Below are 25,666 nucleotides of genomic sequence, written 5' to 3'. Positions count from 1 at the left end.
TGAAACGAGTTACCTGGTTGTTCTCGAGTCATCTGCCACTCGACATAGACCAAAGCCGCGTCCATTCTATAACGTGTTCTACATGAGCGATCGGGAATACGACGTGGTGGTGGTCGGCAGCGGCGCCGCCGGAATGACCGCGGCCCTCACCGCGGCACACCACGGACTCAGCGTCGTGGTCATCGAGAAGGCCGCGCACTACGGCGGGTCGACCGCGCGCTCCGGGGGCGGGGTGTGGATTCCGGGGAACAAGGCGCTGAAGGCGTCGGGCCGCCCGGACGACCGCGAGGCGGCCCGCACCTACCTGCACAGCATCATCGGCGAGGTGGTGCCGAAGGACCGGATCGATACCTACATCGACCGCGGCGCCGAGGCGTTCGACTTCGTGCTCGACCACACGCCGCTGAAGATGAACTGGGTGCCGGGGTACTCCGACTACTACCCAGAGGCGCCGGGCGGGACGGCCGAGGGGCGCTCCTGCGAGCCCAAGCCCTTCAACGCGAAGGTGCTCGGTGCCGAGCGGTTCAAGCTGGAGCCCAACTACAGCAAGGCGCCGCTGAACGTCGTGGTCACCCAGGCCGACTTCAAGCAGCTGAACCTGATCCGCAGGCACCCGCGTGGCATGCTGCGGGCCGCGAAGGTCGGGGCGCGCACCACGTGGGCGCGGCTCACCGGGAAGCACCTGCTCGGGATGGGGCAGGCGCTGGCCGCCGCCATCCGCAAGGGGCTGCTCGACGCGAACGTGCCGGTGCTGCTGGAGACGCCGCTGACCGGGCTCGTCGTGGAGAACGGCCGGGTGGTCGGGGTGGATGCCGAGCAGAACGGCGAGGCGGTGCGGCTCACCGCCAAGCGCGGCGTGGTGCTCGCGACCGGCGGGTTCGACCACAACGCGGAGATGCGCGCGAAGTACCAGCGCGCCCCGATCACCACCGACTGGACCACCGGCGCCCCCGCCAATACCGGCGACGGCCACCGCGCCGCGCTCGAGCTCGGCGCCGACACCGACATCATGGCCGACGCCTGGTGGGGCCCGACCATCTTCAAGGGCGGCAAGCCCTGGTTCTGCCTCTCCGAGCGCAACCTGCCCGGGTGCGTCATCGTGAACGATCGCGGCGAACGGTTCGGCAACGAGTCGGCGCCGTACGTCGAGGCGGTGCACACCATGTACGGCGGCGAGTACGGCGAGGGCGATGGCCCCGGCGAGAACATCCCCGCCTGGCTCGTCTTCGACCAGCGCTACCGCAACCGCTACATCTTCGCCGGGCTGCAGCCGGGGCAGCGGATTCCCAAGCGCTGGCTGGAGAACGACCACATCGTCACCGCGCCGACGCTGGCCGAGCTCGCCGAGAAGATCAAGGTGCCCGCCGACAAGCTGGCCGCCACCATCGAGCGGTTCAACGGCTTCGCCGAGACCGGCGTCGATGAGGACTTCCACCGCGGGGACAGCGCGTACGACAAGTACTACGGCGATCCCACCGTCAAGCCGAACCCGTGCCTCGGCGCGCTGGAGGAGGGGCCGTTCTACGCGGTCGTCCTCGTGCCCGGCGACCTCGGCACCAAGGGCGGCGTCGTCACCGACACCGCGGCCCGGGTGCTGCGCGAGGATCAGAGCGTGATCGAGGGGCTGTACGCCTCCGGCAATGTCAGCGCGCCGGTCATGGGCCACACCTATGCGGGCCCCGGCGCCACCATCGGCCCCGCGTTGACCTTCGGGTACCTGGCCGTCATGGATATCGTCGAGCAGAAGGCCAAGGAGGTTCACTGATGCCCATCGATCTCGACCGCGCGCTCGGCGCCGAACTGCCCGGACGTTCGTTCTCCTGGACGCCGTCCGACGTGCAGATCTATCACCTCGGGCTCGGCGCGGGCACGCGCTGGACCGACCCCGCGGAGCTCCGCTACCTGGACGACGTGGCCCCGCAGGTGCTGCCCACCTTCGCGGCCGTCGCGCCGACCGTGCACGAGACCGAGCCGCCGAAGGTGAGTTACCCCGGGGTCGATATCGACCTGGCGAAGGTGGTGCACGCGCATCAGGAGATCGTGCTGCACCGGGCTATTCCGGCTTCCGGGAAGGCGACGTTGTCCGGTCGGGTGACCGAGGTGTGGGACAAGGGGTCTGCCGCGGTCGTGGTTCGCGAGCTGACCGTCGTCGGCTCCGACGGGGAGCCGCTGTGGACGGATCGGTCGTCCATCTTCGCCAAGGGTGAGGGTGGGTTCGGCGGGGAGCGGGGGCCTTCGACCAAGGTCGAGATTCCCTCGTCCGCTCCGGATTTCGAGGAGCTGGTGCCGATTCTGCCGCAGCAGGCGCTGCTGTATCGGATGAGCGGGGATCGCAATCCGCTGCATTCGGATCCGGGGTTTGCCAAGGGGGCCGGGTTCCCGGCGCCGATTCTGCACGGACTGTGCACGTACGGGATCACCTGCAAGGCGGCGACGGATGCGCTTCTCGGCAGCGATGTTTCGAAGGTCGGCGGGTTCCGGGCGCGGTTCGCCGGGGTGGTCTTCCCAGGGGAGACGTTGCGGATTCGCGGGTGGAAGTCCGGAGATGTGGTCACGCTCGGGGTGACCGTGGTCGAGCGGGATGACGCGCCGGTCTTGGCAGACGTGGAGTTGCGAGTCGCGGAGTAGGTCCTCCCCTCCCCAAGCCCGGAAACGCTCACGAACCCGCGCCGAACTGCCATGATGGCCCGGTGCGGGTACTCGTGACCGGAGCGAACGGCTATGTCGGCCGGGCCGTTGTCGCAGCGCTGCGCGGCCGTGGCCATGAACCCATTCCGATGGTCCGGGCGCCGGGCCGAGTCGGTGCATCCGGCCCGGCCCGGGTCGCCGACCTGCACGATCCCAGGTCGCTCCGGGAAGCCATCCGGGATGTGGACGCGGTGTGCCACCTCGCCGGTCGCACCCGAGCCCGCGAGTCGCTCACCGACCCGCTGGGCTACTTCCGCACCAATACCAGCGGGACCCTCGCGCTCCTCGACGCCATGAATTCGGCCGCGGTTCGCCGCATCGTCTTCGCCTCGACCGGCTCGGTCTACGGCACGCCGGACCGCCAGCCAATGACCGAAGACCTGCCCCCGGCCCCGCCGCACCCCTACGCCGCCAGCAAACTCGCCGCCGAACTGGCGCTCGAGTCGTTCCCCGCCATCACCCTGCGGATGCTGAACATCACCGGAGGCTCCGACCCCGACCCAACCCGCCTCCTCCCCCGCGCCCTCGCGGCAGCGGCCTGCGGGACACCGCTCACGGTGAACGGAGACGGATCAGCCGTCCGCGACTATCTGCACCTCGCCGACGCCGCCGACGCTTTCGCCGCCGCGGTCGACCACCTGCCCGCAGTCTCGCAGGCGGTGACGTACAACGTCGGGAGCGGGGTGGGGAGCAGCGTGAAGGATGTCGTCGCGGCGGTCGAGCGCGTGAGCGGTCGGCCGGTTCCGCTCGAATACCGCCCGGCGGCGTCGGAACCGGCGGTATCGATCAGCGATCCGTCGCGAGCGATCGCGGACCTGGGCTGGTCACCCCGGCACTCGGAGCTCGAGGAGATCGTCCGGGACGCCTGGTCGACCCAGGTCAGAACGCTCCGCTGAGTCCCGTCGACCGTGTGGCGGCGATATCGGCACGCACTCGATGTGAAGTTCGATCGAGGACGGGTTGACATCGTCCATGATGGCGATGAGGTCGCGAGCCATACCTTCGACCTGCCGGAGCTCGAGAGCCTGCGTGACCCGAGCGATCTCGGGCACCTCGATCAACCAGGCGTCCTCGTCGCGAGAAACACTCGCGCTGTATGTTTTCGTCGGTCGGCCGCGCCTTCTCAGCAGCTCGACGTTGTAGCCCGCTTCCGCCTCCTCCGCCCAAGCTCGCACCATCTCGTCGGTGACGTGCTCCGCGTTGATCGCTCTGTCAGCCACGAAACTCATTCACTCATGCCGGTAGGTGGTCGGGCGAGGCCGGGACCGAAATGTCGAACTGCCAGCGGCCGGGCGGGCCGGGGAGGTCGGCGGCTCGGGCGTGCCGGGAGAGGTAGTCCGCGCGGGGGATCTCGATGGCGCCGAGGGAGACCAGGTGGCCGGAGGCGATCTGGCAATCGATGAGGGGGAACTCCCAGGCGGTGAGCTGGGCGCAGAGCCAGTACAGCGCGACCTTGGACATGTCGCGGGCGCGGGAGAACATGGACTCGCCGGCGAAGGAGCGGCCGCGGGCGACGCCGTAGAGGCCGCCGACCAGGGCGCCGTCGCGCCACACCTCGACCGAGTGCGCGTGACCGAGGCGGTGCAGTCGCAGGTAGGCCGCGAGCATGTCGTCGCCGATCCAGGTCCCGTCCTCGTCGGCACGGGGTTCGGCGCATTTCACCATCACCTCGGCGAAGGCGCGATTCATGGTTACCGCGTAATCGGCTTTGTCGACGGCTCGGCGGTAGGACTTGGTGACGCGCAGATCGGTCGGGACCAGGATGCTGCGCGGGTCCGGGCAGTACCAGTGGATGATCTCACCGGGGTTGTACCAGGGGAAAATGCCCGAGGCGTAGGCGTCCAGCAGCCGCTGCGGGGACAGCTCCCCGCCGAAGGCGATCAACCCGGAGGGGTCTGCGAGCTCGACGGGCGGGAAGGGCTGGTCCGGATCGGCCAGGTACAACCGCATCAGGTCGGCAGCGTCGGTCATCGGACAGACGCTACCGACCCGGGCGGCATGCTTCCTGCCGTCAGTTGACGCCGCCGGCCAGGCGATCGGCGTACGGGGCGATGAACTTTCCGACGATGGGCAGTTCCGCGCGGACCCCGCCGGTCCTGTTCGCCTGGAGCATGGCCATGACCCAGACGACCGCGGCGAAGACCGAGAGGGCGAATCCGGCGAGGCTGAAGATGATTCCCAGGGCGCCGAGGAGCGAGCCGAGGATGCTCAGGACGATATTGAGCACCGAGACCGCGCCGAAGAACACGATCGACTGCGCGGCGTGGAAGCGCACGTCGGGGTCGTGCTTGCCCAGGAAGAGGAAGACGATTCCGGTGAGCCAGCCGAGGGCGTAGGAGAGGATGGCGCTGGTCTTCTTGTCCAGGCCGGTGGAGTGCGGGTTGTTCTGGGGAAGCTGTGCAGATGTCATGCGGTAAGTAGATGCCAGGCGCGGCACCTACCGATCCCAGGTTTCAGAACTCTCCGCTGCGCACACCGTGGGTGAAGGCCGTCCACGCACCGGCGGTGAAGCGGAGGGTGCCGGCGGCGGGGTTCTTGGAGTCGCGGACGTAGCGGTCGCCGTTCGGTGCCTCGGCCACCTCGACGCACTCTCCGCCTGCCTGGCTGAAGGTGCTCTTGTGGAACGTCAACTCCGGAAGGTCATGCTCCACGTTCGTACTCCCTTGCCACCTGTCGAAGCAGTTGCCTGCTTGCCACCTCATCCAGCGCGGCACGCGCCAGCCGGTCATACGCCTCATGATAGTTCGACGTGTCGTCCGGCTTTTCGAGGTAGAGGTTGCCCACCACTGCTTCGAGGTAGACGACCGGTGGCTCGATCGGCTCGCCGGGCGTCATTTCGCCGAACCCGAGAATGACGAAGGGCGACAGCGAGACTCCACCCGGAAATCCCGCCGCGAAGGGCAATATCCGGACCGTGACGTGCGGCAACTGGCCGGGCACATCCGCGAGGTGCCGCAACTGCCTCGCCATCGCCCCCGGACTTCCGACAGGTCTGCGCAGGGCAGCCTCGCCGATCACGACATCGAGGCGAACGGGCTCCGTTCGCCGGTTGATGATCGTCCGCCGATGCGCCCTGAACTCGACGTGCTGTTCCCACTCCACCACCGGGCCTTCCGGCTGCCGGTTCCGGATCAACTCGTACACGTACTGCGGAGTCTGGAGGAGCCCCGGAATCAACTCGGGTTGATATGAATAAATCTTCGCCGCAACGGATTCCAGCCCGACGTAAACGTTGAAATCCGGTGGGATCAGATCCCCGTACTGGTGCCACCAACTCTTCACATTTGCCTGCCGTGCCAACCCGACGAACGCCGTGGTGGTTTCCGGCGGCACCCCGTACACATCGCAGAGCGCTTCGATATCGCGGCCGCGCAGCCGCGTCGTCTCACCCGCCTCGATCCGTTGCAGCGCACTGGCGCTCATCTCCACCAACCGCCCGGCCGCCGCCTGGGTCAAGCCGACCCGCGACCGCCATTCACGGAGGTATCGACCGAGTTGCCGACGCGGCAGTGTCGATGCCGTTTGGACCTGATCCATGAACTTCCCCCATTCCGGGTCCGCCGGTGCACCCATTTCGGGTGCGGCCACGGACCCGCTACGAATACCTGCTCCCACCTGCGACGGGCACACCCCTGGGCCGACGAGCGAATCCGATCGGGCACCCCGATTCGGCGAGACCATACTCCGCAGCCGCTGTTCCATGGCCGAAACCGCCGGTCGAGAGCAGGGGTTTCGATGAACACCAGGACACCGCCGTGGGGCACCACCACGAAGCAACGCTGTGCGTACTACCGAAACGTGTGCGGCATCCCCGCCTACATCCCCGAATGGTGTGCTCGGCAAATCCTTGTACCCGGTGCCGAGATTTCCGCGCTCACCATGCCTGCCAGGCTCGGGGGTGCCGTCGCGGCCCGGCTCGAGTCGACCGGACACGGCGGGCCGGTGTCCTGCTATCCACCTGCCCGACGGTGGATGTTTCTGACCGAGGTCGACCTGCCCGACGACCACCCACCCGACGGATTCACAGAGTTCAACGCCGCAATAATCGCGGAGACGGACATTCCGCTCCCGTCCCCGGCGCTCCGGCGCGCACCCGCACGAATCTGGATCGTGCCGCCAACCAGCGCCCTTTTACCGCCCCGGAGCGCGGTGATCGCCGCTCTGCGCAAATGCGCGGCTGAGCGATGAACGCTCCGGACCCACTTCCCCTCAGGAAGCCGAAGCCGATACCGCCGCCGGCGTATGCCCTTCCCTCGCCGGAACGCGAACTGCTCGAGCGCCTGGCCGTCGCTCTCGCGCACTGGGCCCGCACCTGACCATGCCCTCACCACGCCCGCACGAGCCCGATGTCTGGCTCACCCTCCTGATCGGCGGACTCGAGTTCCATTTCGCCGCCTGTCTCACTGCCGCGCTCGTCTTCGTCTGCGACCTCGAACACCACCGCCTCGCTGAAAAGGTGCGGGTCAGCCCACACGGCTCGGTGAACGCACCGCGCCTACCGAACGAACGCCTCTTCCTGGAACCGTGATCATCCACCCTTGATCGCGGCGAGCGCGGCGTCCAAGGGGAAAGCTCCTCCGCCGGGTGGATGGGGTTCGTAGATGACGCGAACTCCGGATTCCCGGAGTTCGGCCAGGCTGCGGTGGAAGACGCGGTTCGCGGCGAGGACGGAGTTCACGTAGGGGACGACGACGATGGGGATGCCGAGCCCGGTCAACTCGGCGAGTTTGATGAGGACGTAGGTGTCGCCGATGCCCGCTGCCCATTTGTTGATGGTGTTGTAGGTGGCGGGGGCGACGATCACGGCGTCGGCGGGCGGGAGCGGCGGGTCACCGGGGTTGCGGTGGGCGGTGCGCACCTCGTGGCCGGTGACGGTTTCCAGTTCGGGGATGTCGAGGAAGTGTTCGACGGCGGCGGGGGTGGCTATGCAGTGCACCGACCAGCCCTCGGCCTGGGCGGAGCGGACCATGTCGGCGGCGCGGTGGGCGGTGCCCGCGGCGCAGATGATCAGGTAGAGGGTGGGCATCGCGTGATCATGGCCTACCGGAAGTGCCGGCTGGAACCCCGCTTATGACGACGATGGTCGCCATACCGTGCCGCTATGACCAACATCCTCGTCATACCACCCCGAGCCGACTGCACAGGTAGTGGTTTTCCGAGGCCGACGATCGGTAGTTCGATCCGTGCTCTATGCGTGGAGTTCTCAGGGCTCGGAGTCTGCCTCGACCGAGGTTGCGGCGGCAGGGGCCGGGTTCAGCTCAGGGCTCGGCGGTAAGGCAGGTTCGGATCGGGAACCGTTGCGGCGCACTGCTACTCCGAGCAGGACCAGGGCGCAGAGGACGAGGATCAGGACGGGGGCGGCGAGGGGGGCGTAGGGGATGTCGAGGGGGACGCTTGCGGCCAGGACCGCGCAGCCGGAGAAGAAGAGGGCGCCGACTACGGAGGGGATGGTGGTGGGGACTACGCCGGCGGGGGCGGTGACGGTCGCGCTGTTCAGCAGGTAGGTGGTGGCGACCAGCCCGGCCGCGGCGCAGACGACCAGGTCGACGTCGGCGACGGCGACGAGCCCGACGGCGACGAGGACCGCGGCGACGGCGGCGACCCGGAACCACAGGCCGATGGCGGCGAGGGCCAGGACGGCGAGGGCGAACCACGGCTCGACCACCCAGACGGAGACGGCGAGCAGAATCCCGGAGAGAGCGGCGAGGAAGCGCTTCATCGGCGGGCTCGGATCATCCGGCGGTGCTCGGGGATCAGCTTCATGACCTGGTCGAGCCGGGCGTCCTCGGGCCAGCCGACGATGTCGACGCCGACCGTCCCCATGTCCCGGTACATGGCGGTGCGCTCCAACTGCCACATTTTGCTGAGCGTCGGATCGAGCCCCGCACGGAATGGCGTGCCGCGAAGAACGTCGACCACGATCACCACGTGCCCGCGTTTACGGAGATCGATGAGGGCCAGCGCGAATTGAGTATCGAGCAAGGTGGAGAAGGCGACGATGATCGCGCCGAGGGGGACGGCGGCGTGCGGGGCGAGGGTGCCGGTGGTGGGGATGTGCTCGTCACCGACGTCCAGTACGGTGTCGACGATCCGGTAGAACTGGCGGCGGCCGATATCGGGCCGCAACCAGCGCGGGGTCTCACCGAGACAGACGACGGCGGTGCGATCACCGGCTTGCAGGGTGGATTGCACCACCTGGGCGGCGCCGCGCACGGACAGCTCCAGTGAGTCGGTGGCGGGGCCGGGCGCCTGCTGGGAGGTGTCGACCAGGACGACGACGTCGGCGGAGCGGTTGGTGAACCGCTCGGTGACGTAGAGCTTTCCGCGCCGCGCGCTGACCGGCCAGTTGACCAGCCGCAGCTGATCGCCGGGCGCGTACGCGCGAATATCGGCGAACTCGACACCGGGCCCGTGCTTGCGGGTCAGATGCACGCCGAGCCGCTCCGGCATGTCGATGCGCGGCAGCGTGAGCCGCTGCGGATCGGTGATCGGATACACGTACAGCTGCCCGGCGGGCAGCACAGCGGTAGCCACGGCGAGCCCAGCGGGGCTCAGCGCGGAAACGCGAACCGCGGCGGGATACCGCCCCCACCGCTGCGCGGAGAGCGCGAGTTTCAACCCGGCCGGGGCGAGCCCGGAATCCGAACTCCCCTCGACGTGCACGGCCAGCCCGGCGAGCGGCTCCGGCGTCATCCGGAGCAGCGCGTGCCCGTCGTCGACGAAGGCGGCGACCTCGAACGTCACCTCCTCGGTCTCGAAACACCGCAGCGTCCCGAATCCGTCCACCTGAATACGGGTCCGCGACTGCTGCCACGGCGCCGTGACCAGCACCCCGATCATCGGCGCGGCGAACACGACCAGCTGCCACCGCTGCACCACCAGCGCGAGCAGCAGCGCGACCCCGGCGACGGCGAGCAGCATGAAGACCAGCGGAGCGGGCCGCCACCGCAGCTCCGCCTCGACGGTGGCGCCCGCGTCCCGATGCCTCATGAGTTCGTGGCGCGCGGCACCGGAAGCCGGCGTAGCAGCTCGGAGATCACATCCTCGCCGCGGATGCGCCGCACCCACATCTCGGGCCGCAGCGTGATCCGGTGCGCCATGGCGGAGACGGCCAGTGCCTTGATGTCCTCCGGGATGACGTAGTCCCGGCCGAGCAGCAGCGCCCTCGACCGGGACATCTGCACCAGGTCGAGCTCGGCGCGCGGGCTGGCGCCCACCTCGACCTGCGGGTGCGCCCGGGTGGCGGCGGCCAGCGCCACGACGTAGCTGACCACGTCGGGATGCACGGTCACGTACTCCACCGCCTGCCGCATCTCCAGCAACCCCTGGGCGTCGACGACCTGCCCGACCTGCGGCGGCACCGACCCGCGCTCCAGGCGGCGCCGGATCATCTGCGTCTCGTCGTGCTCGGAGAGGTAGCCGAGCCGGAGCTGGATGGCGAACCGGTCCAGCTGGGCCTCGGGCAGCGGGTAGGTGCCCTCGTACTCGATGGGGTTGTCGGTGGCGAGCACGATGAACGGGTCGGGCAGCGGGAAGGTCTCGCCGTCGATGCTCACCTGGCCCTCGGCCATCGCCTCGAGCAGCGCGGCCTGGGTTTTGGGCGGGGTGCGGTTGATCTCGTCGGCGAGCAGCATGTTGGTGAAGATCGGGCCGCGACGGAAGTTGAAGCGGCCGGTGTTCATGTCGTAGATGGTGGAGCCGAGCAGGTCGGCGGGGAGCAGGTCGGGGGTGAACTGCACCCGGGTGAAGTTCAGCCCCAGCGCGGCGGCGAACGATCTGGCGATGAGCGTCTTGCCCAGGCCGGGCAGGTCCTCGATCAGTACGTGGCCGCCCGCGAGCACAGCCACCAGAATCAGCTGCAATTCGTCGCGCTTACCCACCACCACCCGCGACATCTCGCGGAGGATGGCCTCGCTGCGGTGAACGGTAGCGTCCATCGGCATGGTCATGTGAACACCCGCATTTCCCTCGACCCCATTGTCACAACCGCTGCAATCGGCGCAGGATCTCGTCCAGCGCCGCCCGCCCCGGCGCGCGACCGACATGGTCGCGAGTCGCCGAATCGGTCGGGTCCACCCATCGCCACAGCTCCGGACCGAACTGCTGCAATCCCGCAGCCTCGGTGGCTCTCCGGTTCTTGGCGATCCGCAGCCCGGTGGAGAGTTCGAACTCCTTCGCCAGCATGGGACGCAGGTGCTTGTCCCAGTCGGCCCTTGTCCCGTCGGCGCGGTCGGCGAGCACGGCCGCCCGCGCGTGCCAGCGCTCCAGCATCTCGGCCGGGCCGTTCTCCATGTCGGAGGGCGGCAGCTCCGGCTCGCTGAACGGCGGCCGCTCGCTCAGCCACCACCTGGCCAGCATCCACAGCACCAGCGCCAGCGGCACCGCCGCGACGATCAGCGCCGGCTCACGCGCGACCCGGAAGGCGATCAGCTCGGTGACGAGCACGAGGGCCGCGCCCGCCGCCACCGCACCAGCACGGTTCATGCCATCTCCCCCTGCAGGTCGGCCAGGACGACCCGGAGCAGCTGCTCGGCGCGCATGCGCTGCCACTCCAGCATGGAGTGCGGGCTGAACCGCGCCTCCTCGAACATGGCGACCAGTTCGCGGGCCGACGCGTCGCGCAGCGCGCCGTGCTCGAAGGCGCGCGCCAGCACCTCCATGGGGGTGTCGGAGGCGAGCGGGGCGGCGGCGCGGTCGGCGGAGAGGCCGCGCTCCATCGCCACGTAGCAGGCGATGATGGCGGTGCGGGCGTCCTGGCCGGGGGCGTTCATGGCGGCCAGCCCCAGCTCGGCGGCGCGGGCCAGCGAGTCGATGGTGCTCGAGGTCTCCGGCTCCGGCGGCGCCACGAGCACCCGCCTGCGGGCCTGCGGACCGGAGAAGAGCACCACGATCAGCCCGATCAGCGCGGCGCCGAGCAGCACGGCGGCGGTGACGGCGGTGAGCAGCAGCGCGGTGCCGTCCAGGCCGAGCGGTGCCGAGCCGGGGTCGGGGGGCGGGGCGTCGGTGGTGAGCGGGGCGGTGCCGGTCGGCGACGGCGGCAGCACGACGGGGCCCGGCTCCTCCTCCGGCGCGGTGGCACGCAGCAGGTAGGCCACCGATCCGACCGCGAGCGACATGGCGAGCAGCGCCAGCCCGGCGACCACGAGCACCCCGATCGGCCCCAGCTTGCCGAGCTCGCGCTCCTCGTCGCGCTCGGGCTCGGGCACGGCGAGCGGCAGCCGGTGCCTGGAGGCGATCACCCCGGCGGTCAGGATCACCACCGAGACGGTGAGCAGCACCGGCATGAGCGCGAGGGTGAGCGCCGACGGCGCGCCTGGCTCCGGCGGACGCGCCGCCTCGGCACCCGGCAGGTGGCCGCGGAGCGCGACGACGGTACAGCAGAGCAGCGCGATCGATACGACCACGCGTGCGATCGGCGCTCGCGCCCTTGCCACGTTCAGTTCACCAACCCCGATCACACCGAATTCGCCCACATAGTTACATGCCGAGTGGTCCGCTCGAGCCCGAATCGGTGACATCCGGAGGGCGCACAAACCGCTCTCACCAGCGATCTTGCAGACTGGTCGGGTTCGGCCACAAACCGCACCGGCGTCTTCTGTGGAATCTCACTCCACAGTCTCAGGAGGCAGGAACAGGTGTCAGTTCGCCGAGTCTGCTGAGCATGCGGGCCAGGCCGGGGATCGGACCGGCGTCCGCGGCGAGTTCGGCGGGCGGGACGGTCGCCTCGACGGTCAGCTGCGCGCCCGCGTCGTGCAGCACGTCGACGAAGGTGACCAGGCGCGCGGACCAGGTCGGCGGCACCAGGCGCAGCGGGGGGACGCCGGTGAGCGTGATGCGCGGATGGGCCGCGACCAGGGCGAGGTAGTCGGCGGCGGCACCGGCATCGCCGCAGACAGCGGTGAAGGTCAGGGCGACGCCGTCGTCGGTGGGGACCGGGCGCAGGGCGCGGCGGAGCGGGCGGCCGGGCGGCGGCAGTTCGGGCAGGACACCGGTGACGAGGTAGCTGCCGCCGGCGAATCCGCCGGTGCCGCGCCCGCCGCCGGAGCGGTAGTCGCGCGGGCCGTCCACGGCGAGCACGGTGAGGCGTTCGGTGATGAGCGCGATGGTCGGCTCGAAGCCCTCGTGGAAAATCGGATCCGGCAGCAGTTCGGCCGGGGGCTGGTTCGCTGTGACGATTACCAGGACGCGTCGGGTGAAGAGCACGTCGAGCAGGCGGGCGATGAGCATGCCGTCACCGACGTCGTCCACGTGGAACTCGTCGAAGCAGAGCAGGTCGACGTCGCCGACCACCATGTCGACCGCGGTGCGCATGGAGCCGGTGATCCGGACGGCGGCGCTCAGCTCGGCGAAGAAGCGGTGGAAGTGCATCCGCGCCTTGTGCTTCGAGGAGGTGACGGCGAAGAAGCGGTCCATGAGCATGGTCTTGCCGCGGCCGGGGCGGCCGTGCAGGTAGACGCCTGCCGGGCGTGGGCCGCCCGGTTTGCGGACCCGGCCGCGGCGGTCCAGCAGGGCGGCGAGGGCGTCGGCGGCCGCACGTTGCGCGGGGTCGAGCGTTGGTTCGGACATCGCTTCCGGTTCTAACGCATCGGGGCGGCTGCCCGTTGCGGTCGTGAGCAGATGCACACCGGGTAGAGCCGACCGGCGCGCGGCCGGAGCCGCTCGCGCGGGCGCCGACCCGCGGACCGCTACTCCGCCCAGCCGAATTCGCTGTAGGGAACGCCTGCGCGCCAGCCGGCGATGCCGAGCGCCGGGTAGCGGATGAGGTCCGCCGGGAGGGCGTCGAGCGGGAACCAGCGGAGTTCGTAGCTCTTGTCCGGTTCGCGGTTCTCCGGGGTGCCGGACCAGCGTTCGGTGTGGAAGAAGAGGCCGAGCCGGGAATCCCTGGTCGGGCTCACCACGTGCGCGGTGTGCACCAGGCGCAGGTCCGCGGGGTCGATCTCGACCCCGGTCTCCTCGGCCGCCTCCCTGGCCGCGCCGCGCGCTGCGGGCTCGCCCGCCTCGAGTTTGCCCGCGGGCAGGTGCCAGCGGGCGTCGAACTCGTCGCCGCTGCGGCGCAGGCTGAGCAGGATCTCGTCCTGCCTCGTGAGCAGGACGTGCACGTCGACCAGGTGCCGGGTGATCACGGGGGTGCTCCTCTCCGGCGCCCGATGTGCGCGCCGGACTCAGCGTGCCAGCGGATCGCGTGCCGTCGCGGACGGGCCTCCCGCCCCGGACCGGATCCCGCTCACGCCGCGCTGAGGATCAGCCCCGAGGTCGGTACCCCTGTACCAGCGGTGACCAGGACGTTCCGCACGTCCCGCACCTGGTTCACCGAGGTGCCGCGCAACTGCCTGACCCCCTCGGCGATGCCGTTCATCCCGTGGATGTACGCCTCCCCGAGCTGCCCACCGTGGGTGTTCAACGGCAACCGCCCGCCGAGCTCGATCGCACCGTCGGCGATGAAGTCCCGCGCCTCCCCGCGCCCGCAGAACCCCAGCTCCTCCAGCTGCATGAGCACGAACGGCGTGAAGTGGTCGTAGAGCACTGCCGTCTGGATATCGTCCGGGCGAAGCCCGCTCTGCGCCCAGAGCTGGTCGCCGACCAGCCCCATCTCCGGCAGCCCGGTGAGCGCGTCCCGGTAGTAGCTGGTCATCACGTACTGGTCGGCGCCGCTCCCCTGGGCGGCGGCGGTGATCACCGCGGCCGGGTTGGGCAGCGTCTTGGCCCGCTCGGCGCTGACGATCACCAGCGCGACCCCGCCGTCCGATTCCTGGCAGCAGTCGAGCAGGTGCAGCGGCTCGGCGATCCAGCGCGAGTTCTGGTGGTCGTCCAGCGTGATCGGCTTGCCGTGGAAGAAGGCGTTCGGGTTCACCGCCGCGTGCTTGCGGTCGGCCACCGCGACCCGCCCGAAGTCCGCGCTGGTCGCCCCGTATACGTGCATGTAGCGCCGCGCCACCATGGCGACCTGCGCCGCCGGGGTGCCCAACCCGTGCGGGTACGACCACCCGGCGTCGATCCCGGACGAGGTCGGCGCCGCCGCCAGCGAGCTGGAGAACTGCCCGAATCGCGACACCGAGCGCTCGTTGAAGGCCCGGTACGCGACCACCACGTCGGCCACCCCGGTCGCCACCGCCATGGCCGCCTGCTGCACGGTGGCGCAGGCCGCGCCGCCGCCGTAGCCGATGTGGCTGAAGAAGGTGAGCCGCGGGATTCCGACCGTCCGCGCCACCGCCACCTGCAGGTTGGTGTCCATGGTGAAGGTGGTGAGGCCGTCGACGTCGGCGGGGGTGAGCCCGGCGTCGGCGAGCGCGGCGGTCACCGCCTCGGCGGCCAAGCGCAGCTCGCTGCGGCCGGACTCCTTGGAGAAGTCGGTGGCGCCGATCCCCGCGATCGCGGCCTTCCCGGACAAGCCGCTCATGCTGTGTCCTCCGGGCATGGACGAGGGCCCTCCGTGGCTACGCTGCGCTCCCGCCTCCGGGCCCGACTCGCTCATGCCGAATCTCGTTTCGTGATGACGACTTTCGCTGTGATGTGGTCACCGAGGCTGTCACTGCCGGTGACCGCGAGGTGCACGTCGTCGCCGTCGATCGCGGTCACCTCGCCGCGCAGGGTCAGGGTGTCGCCCGCGTACAGCGGGACGCCGAGCCGCAGCTTGATCGAGCGAACGATGGCGTCCGGCCCGGCCCAGTCGGTGACGAAGCGCTGCACCAGCCCGGTGTCGGTGAGGATGTTGACGAAGATGTCCTTCGAACCGCGCGCCACCGCCTTGTCCCGGTCGTGGTGCACGTCCTGGAAATCGCGGGTGGCGAGCGCGGTGCTGATCACGAAGGTGGGGTCGGCGTGGATCGCCAGCTCCGGCAGCACCGTGCCGACCTCGACGCTCACGCTGTGTCCATCGCGCATGAGCGAGGGCCCCCCGTGCCCACGCTCCGCTACCGTGCCTGACTCGCTCATGCGCGCACCTGCCAGAAGGGGAGCACCGTGTCGTCGTCGAGCTGCTCGAAGCCCGCCTCGACCTTCAGGTCAACGGTCACCTGATCCGGTTCGATACCGCGCAGTTCGCCGAGCATCCGCACCCCTTCCTCCAGCTCGACCAGCGCCACCACGAAGGGCAGCGTCCGGCCGGGCACCTTGGGCGCGTGGTGCACGACGTAGCTGAACACCGTGCCGCGGCCACTCGCCACCACGTAGTCGACCGGTTCGGTCTTGTCCTGCCAGATAGCCGGGATCGGCGGGTGCTGGAGCGTGCCGTCCGGCTTGCGCTGGATCCGCAGCTCCCCCGCCTTCGTCCCGGCCCAGAAGAACTCGGTGTCCTGGGAGACCAGCGGCTTCACCCGCTGCCCCTTGTCCGCGGCCGGTTTCGCCGCTCCCGGCGCGAATTTCAGCAGCCGCCACAGCATTTCGGTGACGACCTCGTCCCCCACCCGCCAGGTGATGGTGTAGGTGAGGAACCAGCCGTCGCCGAGCCCGGTGCGCTTCGGGCCGACCACCTCGTCCAGCCTGCTGGTGACGGTCACCTGCTCGCCGGGGACCAGGTAGCGGTGGTAGGTCTGCTCACAGTTGGTGGCGACGACGGAGGTGAAGCCGGCGGCGTCGAGCAGTTCGTTGGTGGCCGTCATCGGGTCGTCGGCCGGGCGGTCGCCGGTCAGCCCGAGCATGGTCCAGACCTGGGCCATGGCGGGCGGGGCGACGATGCCGGGGTGCCCGGCGGCGCGGGCGGCCTCGTCGTCGACGTAGATCGGGTTGCGGTCGCCGAGCGCCTCGACCCAGTTGTTGATCATGGGCCGGTTCACCGGGTCGCGCCCGGCCCGCGGCGACGACTCGCCCCTGGCCCTGATCTCCTCGGCGGCGGCACGGATTGCCTCCGGAGTACTCACGCAGCTTCCCTTCGTTACCGGGGTACCCGGGGTAGTTTCAGCCCCGAGGAGGCGACGAGTTCGCGCATGACCTCGTTGACGCCACCGCCGAAGGTCACCACCAGGTTCTGTTTGGTCCGCCGATCCAGCCAGCTGAGCAGCTCGGCGGTCTCCGGCTCGGCCGGGTCGCCGTGGCAGCCGACGATCTCCTCGGCCAGCCTGCCCGCCTCCTGCAGCGCCTCGGTGGAGTACACCTTGGTGGCCGAGGCGTCGGCGATCACGTCGTTGGGGTCCGCGTCCGCCCGGTCGGCGGAGGCCGCGACCTGCCAGTTCAGCAGCTCGTTGAGCCGCGCCATGGCGTGCATCCGGCCCAGCGAGCGCTGCACCTCCGGTTTGCCGAGCACACCGCGCGGCCGCGCCCACTCGCGCACCCGGTCGTAGAGCTGCTCGATCTTGCCGGACGGCCCGAGCCCGACCCGCTCGTGGTTGAGCTGGGTGGTGATCAGCCTCCAGCCCCGGTCCACCTCGCCGACCAGCATCCCGGCCGGAACCCGGACATTGTCGAAGTAGGTGGCGTTGGTGTGGTGCGCGCCGTCGCTGGTGATGATCGGCGTCCACGAGTAGCCGGGGTCGGTGGTGTCGACGATCAGGATCGTGATGCCGCGGTGCCGCGACTCCGGGCTGCCGGTGCGGGCGGCCAGCCAGATGAAGTCGGCCTCGTGCGCGCCGGTGGTGAAGACCTTCTGGCCGTTCACGACCCAGTCGCCGGTGGCCTCGTCGCGGACCGCGCCGGTGCGCAGCGCCGCGAGGTCGGTGCCCGCGTCCGGCTCGGAGTAGCCGATGGCGAAGTGGATGTCGCCGGAGAGGATGCCGGGCAGGAACTTCCGCTTCTGCTCCTCGGTGCCGTAGCTCTGCAGCGTCGGGCCGACGGTGAGCAGCGTGACCAGCGGCAGCGGCACGTCGGCGCGCACCGCCTCGTTGTAGAAGATCTGCTGCTCGACGGCGCCGAAACCACCACCGCCGTACTCCTTGGGCCAGCCGACCCCGAGCCGGCCGTCCCGGCCCATCCGGCGCACGACGGCGCGGTAGGCGTCGCCGTGCCGGTTCACCGCCATCTCGGCGTGCTCCTGCGGCGTCACCAGATCGGCGAAGTACGCGCGCAGTTCGGCGCGCAGCCTGCGTTGCTCGATGGTCAGGTCGATGTACATCTGGCCCCCAATCGATCGAGACGGAAGGACGCGCCGCCGAGCCAGCGGGCAAGGTCCTTGGCCTGTGAGTAGTAGCGGTGCATGGGATGGGTGATGTCCACGCCGAGCCCGCCGTGCAGGTGGTGACACTTCTGCATGGCGGCGGGCAGCTCGGAGGCGACCGTGTACGCGAGCACCTCCAGGTCGTCGTCGATCCGCTCCAGGTGCTCCGGGCTCGAATCGTCCTGGGCCAGCGCCCAGTTGGCCGACTGCGCGGCGGCGCCGACGGTGCGCGAGACCACGTACAGATCGGCGATCTGCTGCGCCACAGCCTGGAACTGGGCCAGCGGCCTGCCGAACTGGTGCCGCACCCGGACGTGCTCCGCGGTGAGCGCGAGCGCGCCGCGCAGCAACCCGTCGGCCACCGAGCCGATGGCGGCCACCGCGGCTCGGTGCAGCACCGGCAGCGGCAGCGGCAGCAACTGCGCCGCGGGGATGGTGACGCCGCTCAGCCGGACCGTCGCCTCCGGGTTGCCGCCGGAGGCCGGGCTCGGGGTCAGCTCCAGACCGGGGGTGTCCGCCTCGACCAGCGCGACCCCGGCGTCGGTGGGGATCAGCAGCCAGCGCGCCTCCGCCGCGTACGGAACGGCGACCTTGTGCCCGGTGAGCACGACCGAGCCGCCCTCGGTCACCGCGCTGCTCTCCGGCTTCACGGTGAACGGCGCCGCCTGCTCGCTCAGCGCGGCGGTGAGCACCGCGCCATCGGCGACCGCGCCGAAGACCCGCTCCGCCAGCTCGTCCGGCAGGACGCCGAGCAGCGGCACAACGCCGAAGCCGAGCGTCGGCAGCGCCGGTACCGCGACCGCGTCGGTGGCCAGCTCGGTGAGCAGCACCGACACCTCGGCGAGCCCCATGCCCGCGCCGCCGAGCTTCTCCGGCAGCGGCACCGCGAGCAGGCCGGAATCGACCAACCGCGGCCACAGCTCGAAGTCCCGCGCCGCATTGCGCTCCAGCAGGCTCACGACCACCTCGGCGATCGCGTCCTGACTCTCGTCCCTGGTGAAATCCACGTTCGTCCCCGTCCCTACGTCTGCTCTCTCGGCAGCCCGAGGATCCGCTCACCGGCGACGGTCAGCAGGATCTGCTCGGTGCCGCCCGCGATGGACAGGCACCGGGTGAGCAGGAACTCCTTGACCTCAGCGGTCTCCTGCGCACCGACCGTGCCCGCCACCTCGACCGCGAACTCCGCGACCGCCTGGCGATGCCGTACACCCACCAGTTTGCGCACACTGCTCTGCGCCGACGGGTCGGAACCGGTGAGCATGCGCACCGCGGCGTGCTGCTCCAGCAGCAATCCGGCGATCGCGTCCGAGATCAGCGCGCCCAGTTTGTCGTTGCGCAGCTCCGCGCCGGGGCCGGTCGCCGGGAGCTTGGCGACCAGCTCCTCCAGCGCGGCGCCGATTCCGCTGCCGCTCATGGCGACCCGCTCGGCGGCGAGCGTGGCGCGGGTGATCTTCCAGCCGTTGTTCAGCTCGCCGACCAGGCCATCGTCCGGGACGAAGACGTCGTCGAGGAAGACCTCGCTGAACCGCGCCTCGCCGGTGATCTGCACGAGCGGGCGGATCTCCAGACCGGGCGTATCCATCTTCAGCACGAAGTACGAGATGCCCCTGTGCTTGGGGGCGTCCGGGTCGGTGCGGGCCAGGCAGATTGCCCAGTTCGCTTTGTCCGCGAGCGAGGTCCAGACCTTCTGGCCGCGCAGCAGCCAGCCGCCATCGGTGCGCTTGGCGGTGGTGCGCAGGGCGGCCAGGTCGGAGCCCGCCTCCGGCTCGCTGAAGAGCTGGCACCAGACGATCTCGCCGCGCAACGTCGGCCAGGCGAACTGCTCGACCTGCTCGGGGGAGCCGTGCTGGAGCAGGGTGGGGACGGCCCAGCCGCCGATGGTGAGGTCGGGGACGGCGACGCCGGCGCGGCGCAGCTCCTCCGAGATCATCAGGCCGGTCATCGGGTTCGCGGCGCGGCCGTACGGGCGCGGCCAGTGCGGCATGATCATGCCCGCCTCGGCCAGCGCCGCGCGCTGCTCGTCCGCGGGGAGCGCCGCGATGGCGGCTACTTCCGCCGCGAGTTCGCTGGCCGGGGCGGCATTCTCGCCCGCACGATCCGCGCCGGAACCGGCGGAGCCCGTCTCCGCGCCGGCCCCGCCGGGCGCGGCCGCGAGACCGCTACCGGCGGCATCGGCCAGGACGCCGTCCGCGGCGAGAATCCGCTCGGCGCCGGTGGTGCGGCGGTGCCCGGCGCGAGTCAGCTCGGTGACCCGGGCGCGCCAGCGCTCACCACCGCCGAGCAACTGCTTGAGCAGCAGCGCGCGGCGCAGGTAGAAGTGCGCGTCGTGCTCCCAGGTGAAGCCGATCCCGCCGAGCACCTGGATGCAGTCCTTGGCCGTCTGCACGGCGGCGTCCAGCGAGATGGCGCCCGCGATGGCGGCGGCGATCGGCAGCTCGGCCCCGCCCTCGTCCACCGCGGCGGCGGCGTCGGCGGCGACCGCGCGGATCAGCTCGGTACGGCAGAGCATCCACGCGCAGATGTGCTTGACCGCCTGGAACGACCCGATCTGCCTGCCGAACTGGGTGCGCGTCCGCGCGTAGTCGGCGGCCGTCTCCAGGCACCAGCCGGTGATCCCGGCCAGCTCGGCCGTCGCCAGCGCGAGCACCAGGTCGCCGACCGCGTACGGCGAGCGGAAGATCCGCTCGGCGGGGACCGCGACCTCGGTGAGGTGCACCCGGGCCAGCGGCGAGCCGGGGTCGGCGGAGTCGAGCGGCTCGATCCGCAGCCCTTCGGTCTCCGGCGGGAGCAGCACCCAGCGCGTGCCGTCGGCGGCGGCGACCGGCAGCAACACGGCGGCATCCGGGGTGGCGCCGAGCACCGTCTCCCAGACCCCGGTCAGCGGAACACCGCCGGGGGCGGCGGGTAGGCTCTGCTCCGCGCCGCCGATGCCGTCGAGCGCCAGTCCGCAGGGCAGCTCCTCGTCGAGCGCGCCGGCGGTGACCAGCTGGGCCACCGCCGTCGTCAGGACGGGGCCGCCGACGAGATCGTGCGCGGCCTGCTCGACCAGCACCGCGAGATCGGTCACCGACCCGCCGGCGCCGCCCGCCTCCTCCGCGACCGCGACCCGGAAGATTCCGAGATCGGTCAGTGCGGGCCAGTAGCCACGCCAGAATCCGGCCGCGCCGGTGCGCATTGTTGCAATCGGCCGGACCGAACCGGACCAGCCGCGCATCGACTCCTGGACGGCTTTGTGCTCGTCAGTGGTGGCGATGGTCACACTCATGACCGCCTTCCCGGCGTGACTGCCACACCTAGAACATGTTCTAATATCTCTGCCGGGCGGAAGTCAAGAGCGGGCCCGGCGCGCAGCGCAATGCCCGAAAGGACGTTCATCGATGGCCAGCCCCTCGCGATCGCAGCAGCCCGACCCCGGCGCGCCGCGTACCGGACCGGTCACGACGCTCAGCGAGGACGAGCTCAGCTCCGCCGCGCAGCGGGAGCGGCGCAAGCGGATCCTGGACGCGACCCTGGCGCTGGCCTCCAAGGGCGGCTACGACGCGGTGCAGATGCGGGCGGTCGCCGAGCGCGCCGACGTCGCGGTGGGCACGCTCTACCGGTACTTCCCGTCCAAGGTGCACCTGCTGGTCTCCGCGCTGGCCCGCGAGTTCGAGCAGTTCGAGGGCAAGCGCAAGCCGCTCTCCGGCGGCTCGCCGCAGGAGCGCATGCACACCCTGCTCACCAACATCACCCGCATGATGCAGCGCGACCCGCTGCTCACCGAGGCCATGACCCGCGCCTTCATGTTCGCCGACGCCTCCGCGGCGGCCGAGGTGGACCGGGTCGGCAAGGTCATGGACCGGGTCTTCGCCCGCGCCATGAACGACGGCGACCCCACCGAGCGCCAGCTCGCCGTTGCCCGCGTCATCAGCGACGTCTGGCTCTCCAACCTGGTCGCCTGGCTCACCCGCCGCGCCTCCGCCACCGACGTCAGCGAGCGCCTCGAGCTCACCGTCGACCTGCTCCTCGGCGAACGCAGTATCTGACCGTTCGCTCCCCGGTTGCGCGGAGTGTGCCCACGCGAGGACGATGGGGTGCGGACGGGAACGTCTGCGAGCGGGCCCACAGCTTCTCCCCGTGCGAAGACCCCGTTGACGGGGTACAACCACAGGTAGCGCGAGTGCGATTCCGCCGCGTTCGCGCGCACGTACACCGGCGTTCGTGAGGCGCGGGCGGAAACACCGCACGCGCGTGGGCGCGGCGCAGACGATTCAGTATTGTTTCCCGCGCCCGGAATCATCCCCCTCCGATCTCAAGGTTGGATGCGTGAGCGCACAGGATCTGCCACTGGAACTTCGCCGTGCTCTGTCGACGGTCGCGCGCGTGCCGCGGCTGTTGGTGGCCTCGGACTACGACGGGACCATCGCGCCCATCGTGTCCGACCCGGCGGAGGCGTTTCCCCACCGCGAATCGGTGAACGCGCTACGCGCGCTCGCGGGGCTCACCGGCACCACCGCCGCGGTGATCTCCGGCCGGGCCCTGCGCGATCTGGCGGCGCTCTCCCGGCTCCCCGTCGAGGTGCAGCTGATCGGTAGCCACGGCTCGGAGTTCGACGTCGGCTTCGTGCACGCCATCGACAGCGACGCGAAGCAGCTGCTGCGCGAGGTGCAGGCCGAGCTCGGCACGATCGCCGACGACAACCCGGGCACCACCGTCGAGAACAAGCCGGCCAGCTCCGCGCTGCACGTGCGCAACGCCAGCCCCGAGGTGGGCAGGCGCGCGCTCGACAAGGTGCGCCAGGGCGCCGCCTGCTGGGTGGGGATCCAGGTCACCGAGGGCAAGGAGGTGATCGAGCTCGCGGTGGTCGCCACCGACAAGGGCTACGCGCTCGACACCATCCGGCACCAGGAGGCCGCGTCGGCGGCGGTCTTCTTCGGCGACGACGTCACCGACGAGAAGGCGTTCCGGGTGCTCTCCGGCCCGGACGTCGGGATCAAGGTCGGCCCGGGCGAGAGCCTGGCCGGCTACCGGGTGAACAGCACCGAGGACGTCTCCCGCGCGCTCGCCTTCCTGCTGGACGAGCGGCGCACCTGGCTGGCGGGCGCCAGCGCGCCGCGGATCGAGCGGCTGACCATGCTGGCCAGCCCGCGCTCGGTCGCACTGCTCACCCCGGATGCCACCGTCACCTGGTTCTGCCACCCCGAGCCGGACTCCGCCGCGGTCTTCGCGCACCTGCTCGGCGGCCCGCAGGCCGGCCACTTCACCATCGCCCCGGAACGCCCCGGCCTCCCGCTCTCGCAGCGCTACGTGGACGGCACCATGACCGTCGAGACGCGCTGGGCCAGCCTCGGCGTCGTCGACTACCTGCCGCACGACGTCGCGCCGGACCGCACCGACCTCACCCGCGTCATCACCGGCACCGCGAAGGCCGTGATCACCTTCGCCCCGCGCCCGGAGTTCGGGCAGGTGTCGGTGAGCATGGAGGCCGAGCCGGCCGGGCTGCGGGTGCTCGGCACCAACGACCCGATGGTGCTGCGCTCGCCCGGCGTGCAGTGGGAGATCCGCAGCGACGGCTCGCACGATTTCGCCTACGCCGTCGTCGACCCGTCGGTTGCTCCGGTGGTGCTCGAACTGCGCTGCGGCACCGAGGATCTGACCCCGGCGATGACGCCGGAGCCGGAGCGGCGGGCGCTCGCCGAGCAGTACTGGTCGGAGTGGGCGGCCGGGCTGGAGCTGCCCCCGCTCAAGCCGGACCTGATGAAGCGCTCCGCGCTCACCCTGCGCGGCCTGGTGCACGCCCCGTCCGGCTCCATCCTGGCCGCGGCGACCACCTCGCTGCCCGAGGACATCGGCGGCGTGCGGAACTGGGACTACCGCTACTGCTGGCTGCGCGATGCCGCGCTCACCGCGCAGGCGCTGGTCTCGCTCGGCTCGGTCGGCGAGGCCGACGCCTACCTGGCCTGGGTGCACCGGGTGCTGGAGACGCTGCCCGGCCCCGAGCGGCTGCACCCGCTGTACACCATCTACGGCGAGACGCTGCCGCCCGAGGCCGTCATCGACCAGCTCCCCGGCTACGCGGGCTCGCGCCCGGTGCGGGTCGGCAACGCGGCCAACATGCAGGTCCAGCTCGACGTGTTCGGCCCGATCGTCGACCTGATCGCCAACCTGGCCGCCGCGCGCGGTAGGCACGGCATCACCGACCCGGCCAGCGCCCTGCCGGACGCCGACTGGGAGCTGGTGCAGGACATGGTCGCCGCGGTGCAGCGGCGCTGGCAGGAGCCGGACCACGGCATCTGGGAGATCCGCGGCAACCCGCGGCACCACGTGTACTCGAAGGTCATGGGCTGGCTGACGGTCGACCGCGCGCTCACCCTCGCGCAGAAGTTCGACCGCCCGGTCGACCCCGAGTGGCCGGTGCTCCGCGACACCATCGCCGACGAGGTCAAGACCAAGGGCTGGAACGAGGAGGTGCAGTCCTACACCGCCGCCTACGAGGGCACCGACCTGGACGCCGCCACCCTGCACATCGGCCTCTCCGGGCTGATCGACCCCTCCGACCCGCGCTTCCACGCCACCGTGGTCGCCACCGAGGCGGAGTTGCGCAGCGGCGCGACGGTGTACCGGTACCACCACGACGACGGGCTGCCCGGCGGCGAGGGCGGCTTCCACCTCTGCGCGGCCTGGCTGATCGAGGCGTACCTGCTGATCGGCAAGCGCTCCGACGCCGAGGCGCTCTTCGCGCAGCTGGTGGCCGCGGCCGGGCCGACCGGGCTGCTCAGCGAGGAGTACGACCCGGTGGCCGAGCGATCGCTGGGCAACCACCCGCAGGCGTACAGCCACCTCGGGCTGCTGCGCTGCGCCCAGCTGCTGAGCCAGCAGGCGGAAGTCCTGGTCTGACCCATATCGAGGCCCGTGCGATCGCTGATCGCACGGGCCTCGCGCATTTCCGGCACCCGGGGCGCGACGGGCCGATCTGCCTGCTAAAGTAAAACGGAAACGGTTTCCATTACCCACAGGAGCAGCCCCGTGGCCACCCGATTCTTCCTTCGCACCGCCGGTCTCGCCGTCGGGGTGGCGACGGCGTTCGCGCTGACCGCGTGCGGCAGCTCCGACGATTCCGGCAAGCCGTCGGTGGTCGCCTCGACCGACGTGTGGGGCAGCGTTGCCGCGGCGGTCGCCGGGCCGGACGCCGAGGTCGAGTCGCTGATCACCGATCCATCCGCCGACCCGCACTCGCACGAGTCGTCGGCGGGCGAGACCGCCGAGCTCGCCGAGGCCGACCTGGTGGTCTTCAACGGCGGCGGCTACGACGAGTTCGTGGAGCAGGCGCTGAAGGGCCGGGACACTCCATCGGTGGACGCGTACTCGGTGCGCACCGACCGATCCGAGGAGAACGAGCACGTCTGGTACGACGTGACCACGGTCGCCACGGTCGCCGAGCAGATCGCCGCCGAGCTCGGCAGGATCGACGCCGAGCACGCGCAGGGCTACACCGACCGCGCCGCCGAGTTCACGGGCAAGCTGGCCGGCATCGCCGCGGTGACCGACCGGATCGCCGCCCAGCGCCCGGACACCCCGGTGCTGCAGACCGAGCCGCTCGCCTACTATCTGCTGCGCGCCGCGAAGGTGCGCGACCTGACTCCGGCGGAGTTCCAGGAGGCGATCGAGCAGGAGACCGACCCGGCTCCCGCGGCCGTCGCCGCCACCAGGGACCTGCTCACCGGCAAGCAGGTGCGCGTGCTGGTGTACAACGTGCAGACCGAGGACCGGATCACCGAGGACCTGCGCGGCCTCGCGCAGCAGAACAGCATCCCGGTGCTCGAGGTGACCGAAACCCTGCCCGACGGTGTCGATTACATCGCCTGGCAGACCGCCAACGCCGAGGCGCTCGCCGCGGCGGTGAGCCCCTCGTGA

25 protein-coding genes are annotated in these 25,666 nt (G+C 70.7%); 7 read left to right on the top strand and 18 right to left on the bottom strand.

Annotated features, from left to right (window positions below; all coding sequences use genetic code 11):
• The first annotated feature begins 82 nt into the window (after positions 1-82).
• The 3 genes from kstD (at position 83) to LTT61_RS20635 (ending at position 3,584) form a co-directional block, all read left to right on the top strand.
• The gene (kstD, locus tag LTT61_RS20645) at positions 83-1,765 is read left to right on the top strand and encodes a 3-oxosteroid 1-dehydrogenase (protein WP_233015715.1); all 1,683 of its coding nucleotides are present in this window, start codon (positions 83-85) and stop codon (positions 1,763-1,765) included.
• Entirely contained in the window at positions 1,765-2,628 is an 864-nt protein-coding gene (locus LTT61_RS20640) for a MaoC/PaaZ C-terminal domain-containing protein (RefSeq protein WP_233015714.1), read from the top strand. The genes kstD and LTT61_RS20640 overlap by 1 nt, the downstream gene beginning before the upstream one ends.
• A gap of 62 nt (positions 2,629-2,690) precedes the next feature.
• Positions 2,691-3,584 (top strand): NAD-dependent epimerase/dehydratase family protein, encoded by an 894-nt coding sequence (locus LTT61_RS20635; RefSeq protein WP_233015713.1) that lies wholly within the window; start codon positions 2,691-2,693, stop codon positions 3,582-3,584.
• A 337-nt stretch (positions 3,585-3,921) separates the two neighbouring features.
• Here the strand turns inward: LTT61_RS20635 and aat are convergent, their stop codons facing one another.
• From aat to LTT61_RS20610, 4 genes are read right to left on the bottom strand one after another with little or no spacing between them, the layout of a single operon-like run.
• Positions 3,922-4,659, bottom strand: a complete 738-nt coding sequence (aat, locus tag LTT61_RS20625; RefSeq protein WP_233015712.1) for a leucyl/phenylalanyl-tRNA--protein transferase — start codon at positions 4,657-4,659, stop codon at positions 3,922-3,924.
• A 40-nt stretch (positions 4,660-4,699) separates the two neighbouring features.
• Entirely contained in the window at positions 4,700-5,098 is a 399-nt protein-coding gene (locus tag LTT61_RS20620) for a DUF4870 domain-containing protein (RefSeq protein WP_233015711.1), read from the bottom strand.
• 43 nt (positions 5,099-5,141) lie between these two features.
• The gene (locus LTT61_RS20615; RefSeq protein ID WP_233015710.1) at positions 5,142-5,339 is read right to left on the bottom strand and encodes a DUF397 domain-containing protein; all 198 of its coding nucleotides are present in this window, start codon (positions 5,337-5,339) and stop codon (positions 5,142-5,144) included.
• Positions 5,329-6,276 carry a helix-turn-helix domain-containing protein gene (locus LTT61_RS20610; RefSeq protein ID WP_233015709.1) on the bottom strand — a complete coding sequence of 316 codons (948 nt, stop codon included), beginning with the start codon at positions 6,274-6,276 and terminating at the stop codon, positions 5,329-5,331. The genes LTT61_RS20615 and LTT61_RS20610 overlap by 11 nt, the downstream gene beginning before the upstream one ends.
• 730 nt (positions 6,277-7,006) lie before the next feature.
• Between LTT61_RS20610 and LTT61_RS20605 the strand changes: the two genes are divergently transcribed.
• Positions 7,007-7,216 (top strand): hypothetical protein, encoded by a 210-nt coding sequence (locus LTT61_RS20605; RefSeq protein ID WP_233015708.1) that lies wholly within the window; start codon positions 7,007-7,009, stop codon positions 7,214-7,216.
• Here the strand turns inward: LTT61_RS20605 and LTT61_RS20600 are convergent, their stop codons facing one another.
• From LTT61_RS20600 to LTT61_RS20535, 14 genes are all read right to left on the bottom strand, one after another.
• Entirely contained in the window at positions 7,217-7,714 is a 498-nt protein-coding gene (locus tag LTT61_RS20600; protein WP_233015707.1) for a flavoprotein, read from the bottom strand.
• A 177-nt stretch (positions 7,715-7,891) separates the two neighbouring features.
• The gene (locus LTT61_RS20595) at positions 7,892-8,407 is read right to left on the bottom strand and encodes a hypothetical protein (protein WP_233015706.1); all 516 of its coding nucleotides are present in this window, start codon (positions 8,405-8,407) and stop codon (positions 7,892-7,894) included.
• Complete coding sequence (locus LTT61_RS20590) at positions 8,404-9,678, bottom strand: DUF58 domain-containing protein (RefSeq protein ID WP_233015705.1); 1,275 nt, start codon at positions 9,676-9,678, stop codon at positions 8,404-8,406. Before LTT61_RS20590 ends, LTT61_RS20595 begins: the two co-directional genes overlap by 4 nt.
• A complete protein-coding gene (locus LTT61_RS20585) occupies positions 9,675-10,637 on the bottom strand; it encodes an AAA family ATPase (protein ID WP_233015704.1) in 963 nt (320 codons plus the stop codon). The genes LTT61_RS20590 and LTT61_RS20585 overlap by 4 nt, the downstream gene beginning before the upstream one ends.
• Positions 10,638-10,668: 31 nt before the next feature.
• The gene (locus LTT61_RS20580) at positions 10,669-11,172 is read right to left on the bottom strand and encodes a hypothetical protein (protein ID WP_233015703.1); all 504 of its coding nucleotides are present in this window, start codon (positions 11,170-11,172) and stop codon (positions 10,669-10,671) included.
• On the bottom strand, positions 11,169-12,092 hold the full coding sequence (locus LTT61_RS20575) for a DUF4129 domain-containing protein (protein WP_233015702.1): 924 nt from the start codon (positions 12,090-12,092) through the stop codon (positions 11,169-11,171). The genes LTT61_RS20580 and LTT61_RS20575 overlap by 4 nt, the downstream gene beginning before the upstream one ends.
• A gap of 214 nt (positions 12,093-12,306) precedes the next feature.
• A complete protein-coding gene (zapE, locus tag LTT61_RS20570; RefSeq protein WP_233015701.1) occupies positions 12,307-13,254 on the bottom strand; it encodes a cell division protein ZapE in 948 nt (315 codons plus the stop codon).
• A 119-nt stretch (positions 13,255-13,373) separates the two neighbouring features.
• Complete coding sequence (locus tag LTT61_RS20565) at positions 13,374-13,811, bottom strand: NUDIX hydrolase (protein ID WP_233015700.1); 438 nt, start codon at positions 13,809-13,811, stop codon at positions 13,374-13,376.
• A 101-nt stretch (positions 13,812-13,912) separates the two neighbouring features.
• The gene (locus LTT61_RS20560; RefSeq protein WP_233015699.1) at positions 13,913-15,085 is read right to left on the bottom strand and encodes a lipid-transfer protein; all 1,173 of its coding nucleotides are present in this window, start codon (positions 15,083-15,085) and stop codon (positions 13,913-13,915) included.
• A gap of 71 nt (positions 15,086-15,156) precedes the next feature.
• Positions 15,157-15,570 (bottom strand): MaoC family dehydratase, encoded by a 414-nt coding sequence (locus tag LTT61_RS20555; RefSeq protein WP_233021116.1) that lies wholly within the window; start codon positions 15,568-15,570, stop codon positions 15,157-15,159.
• A 47-nt stretch (positions 15,571-15,617) separates the two neighbouring features.
• Positions 15,618-16,544, bottom strand: coding sequence for a bifunctional MaoC family dehydratase N-terminal/OB-fold nucleic acid binding domain-containing protein (locus LTT61_RS20550; protein ID WP_233015698.1), 927 nt, complete (start codon positions 16,542-16,544; stop codon positions 15,618-15,620).
• A 14-nt stretch (positions 16,545-16,558) separates the two neighbouring features.
• On the bottom strand, positions 16,559-17,731 hold the full coding sequence (locus LTT61_RS20545; protein WP_233015697.1) for an acyl-CoA dehydrogenase family protein: 1,173 nt from the start codon (positions 17,729-17,731) through the stop codon (positions 16,559-16,561).
• Positions 17,716-18,780 carry an acyl-CoA dehydrogenase family protein gene (locus tag LTT61_RS20540; protein WP_233015696.1) on the bottom strand — a complete coding sequence of 355 codons (1,065 nt, stop codon included), beginning with the start codon at positions 18,778-18,780 and terminating at the stop codon, positions 17,716-17,718. The genes LTT61_RS20545 and LTT61_RS20540 overlap by 16 nt, the downstream gene beginning before the upstream one ends.
• 14 nt (positions 18,781-18,794) lie before the next feature.
• Positions 18,795-21,038 carry an acyl-CoA dehydrogenase family protein gene (locus tag LTT61_RS20535; RefSeq protein WP_420094674.1) on the bottom strand — a complete coding sequence of 748 codons (2,244 nt, stop codon included), beginning with the start codon at positions 21,036-21,038 and terminating at the stop codon, positions 18,795-18,797.
• 112 nt (positions 21,039-21,150) lie between these two features.
• Between LTT61_RS20535 and kstR the strand changes: the two genes are divergently transcribed.
• The 3 genes from kstR (at position 21,151) to LTT61_RS20520 (ending at position 25,666) form a co-directional block, all read left to right on the top strand.
• A complete protein-coding gene (gene kstR, locus LTT61_RS20530) occupies positions 21,151-21,798 on the top strand; it encodes a cholesterol catabolism transcriptional regulator KstR (protein WP_233015695.1) in 648 nt (215 codons plus the stop codon).
• A 280-nt stretch (positions 21,799-22,078) separates the two neighbouring features.
• Complete coding sequence (gene otsB / locus LTT61_RS20525) at positions 22,079-24,649, top strand: trehalose-phosphatase (RefSeq protein ID WP_233015694.1); 2,571 nt, start codon at positions 22,079-22,081, stop codon at positions 24,647-24,649.
• Between the two features lie 129 nt (positions 24,650-24,778).
• Positions 24,779-25,666 carry a metal ABC transporter solute-binding protein, Zn/Mn family gene (locus LTT61_RS20520; RefSeq protein ID WP_233015693.1) on the top strand — a complete coding sequence of 296 codons (888 nt, stop codon included), beginning with the start codon at positions 24,779-24,781 and terminating at the stop codon, positions 25,664-25,666.

It is taken from the genome of Nocardia asteroides, assembly GCF_021183625.1.
Lineage (GTDB): Bacteria > Actinomycetota > Actinomycetes > Mycobacteriales > Mycobacteriaceae > Nocardia > Nocardia asteroides_A.
Note: the sequence above shows the minus strand (reverse complement) of the source record. Positions and strands in the feature narration are given on the sequence as shown.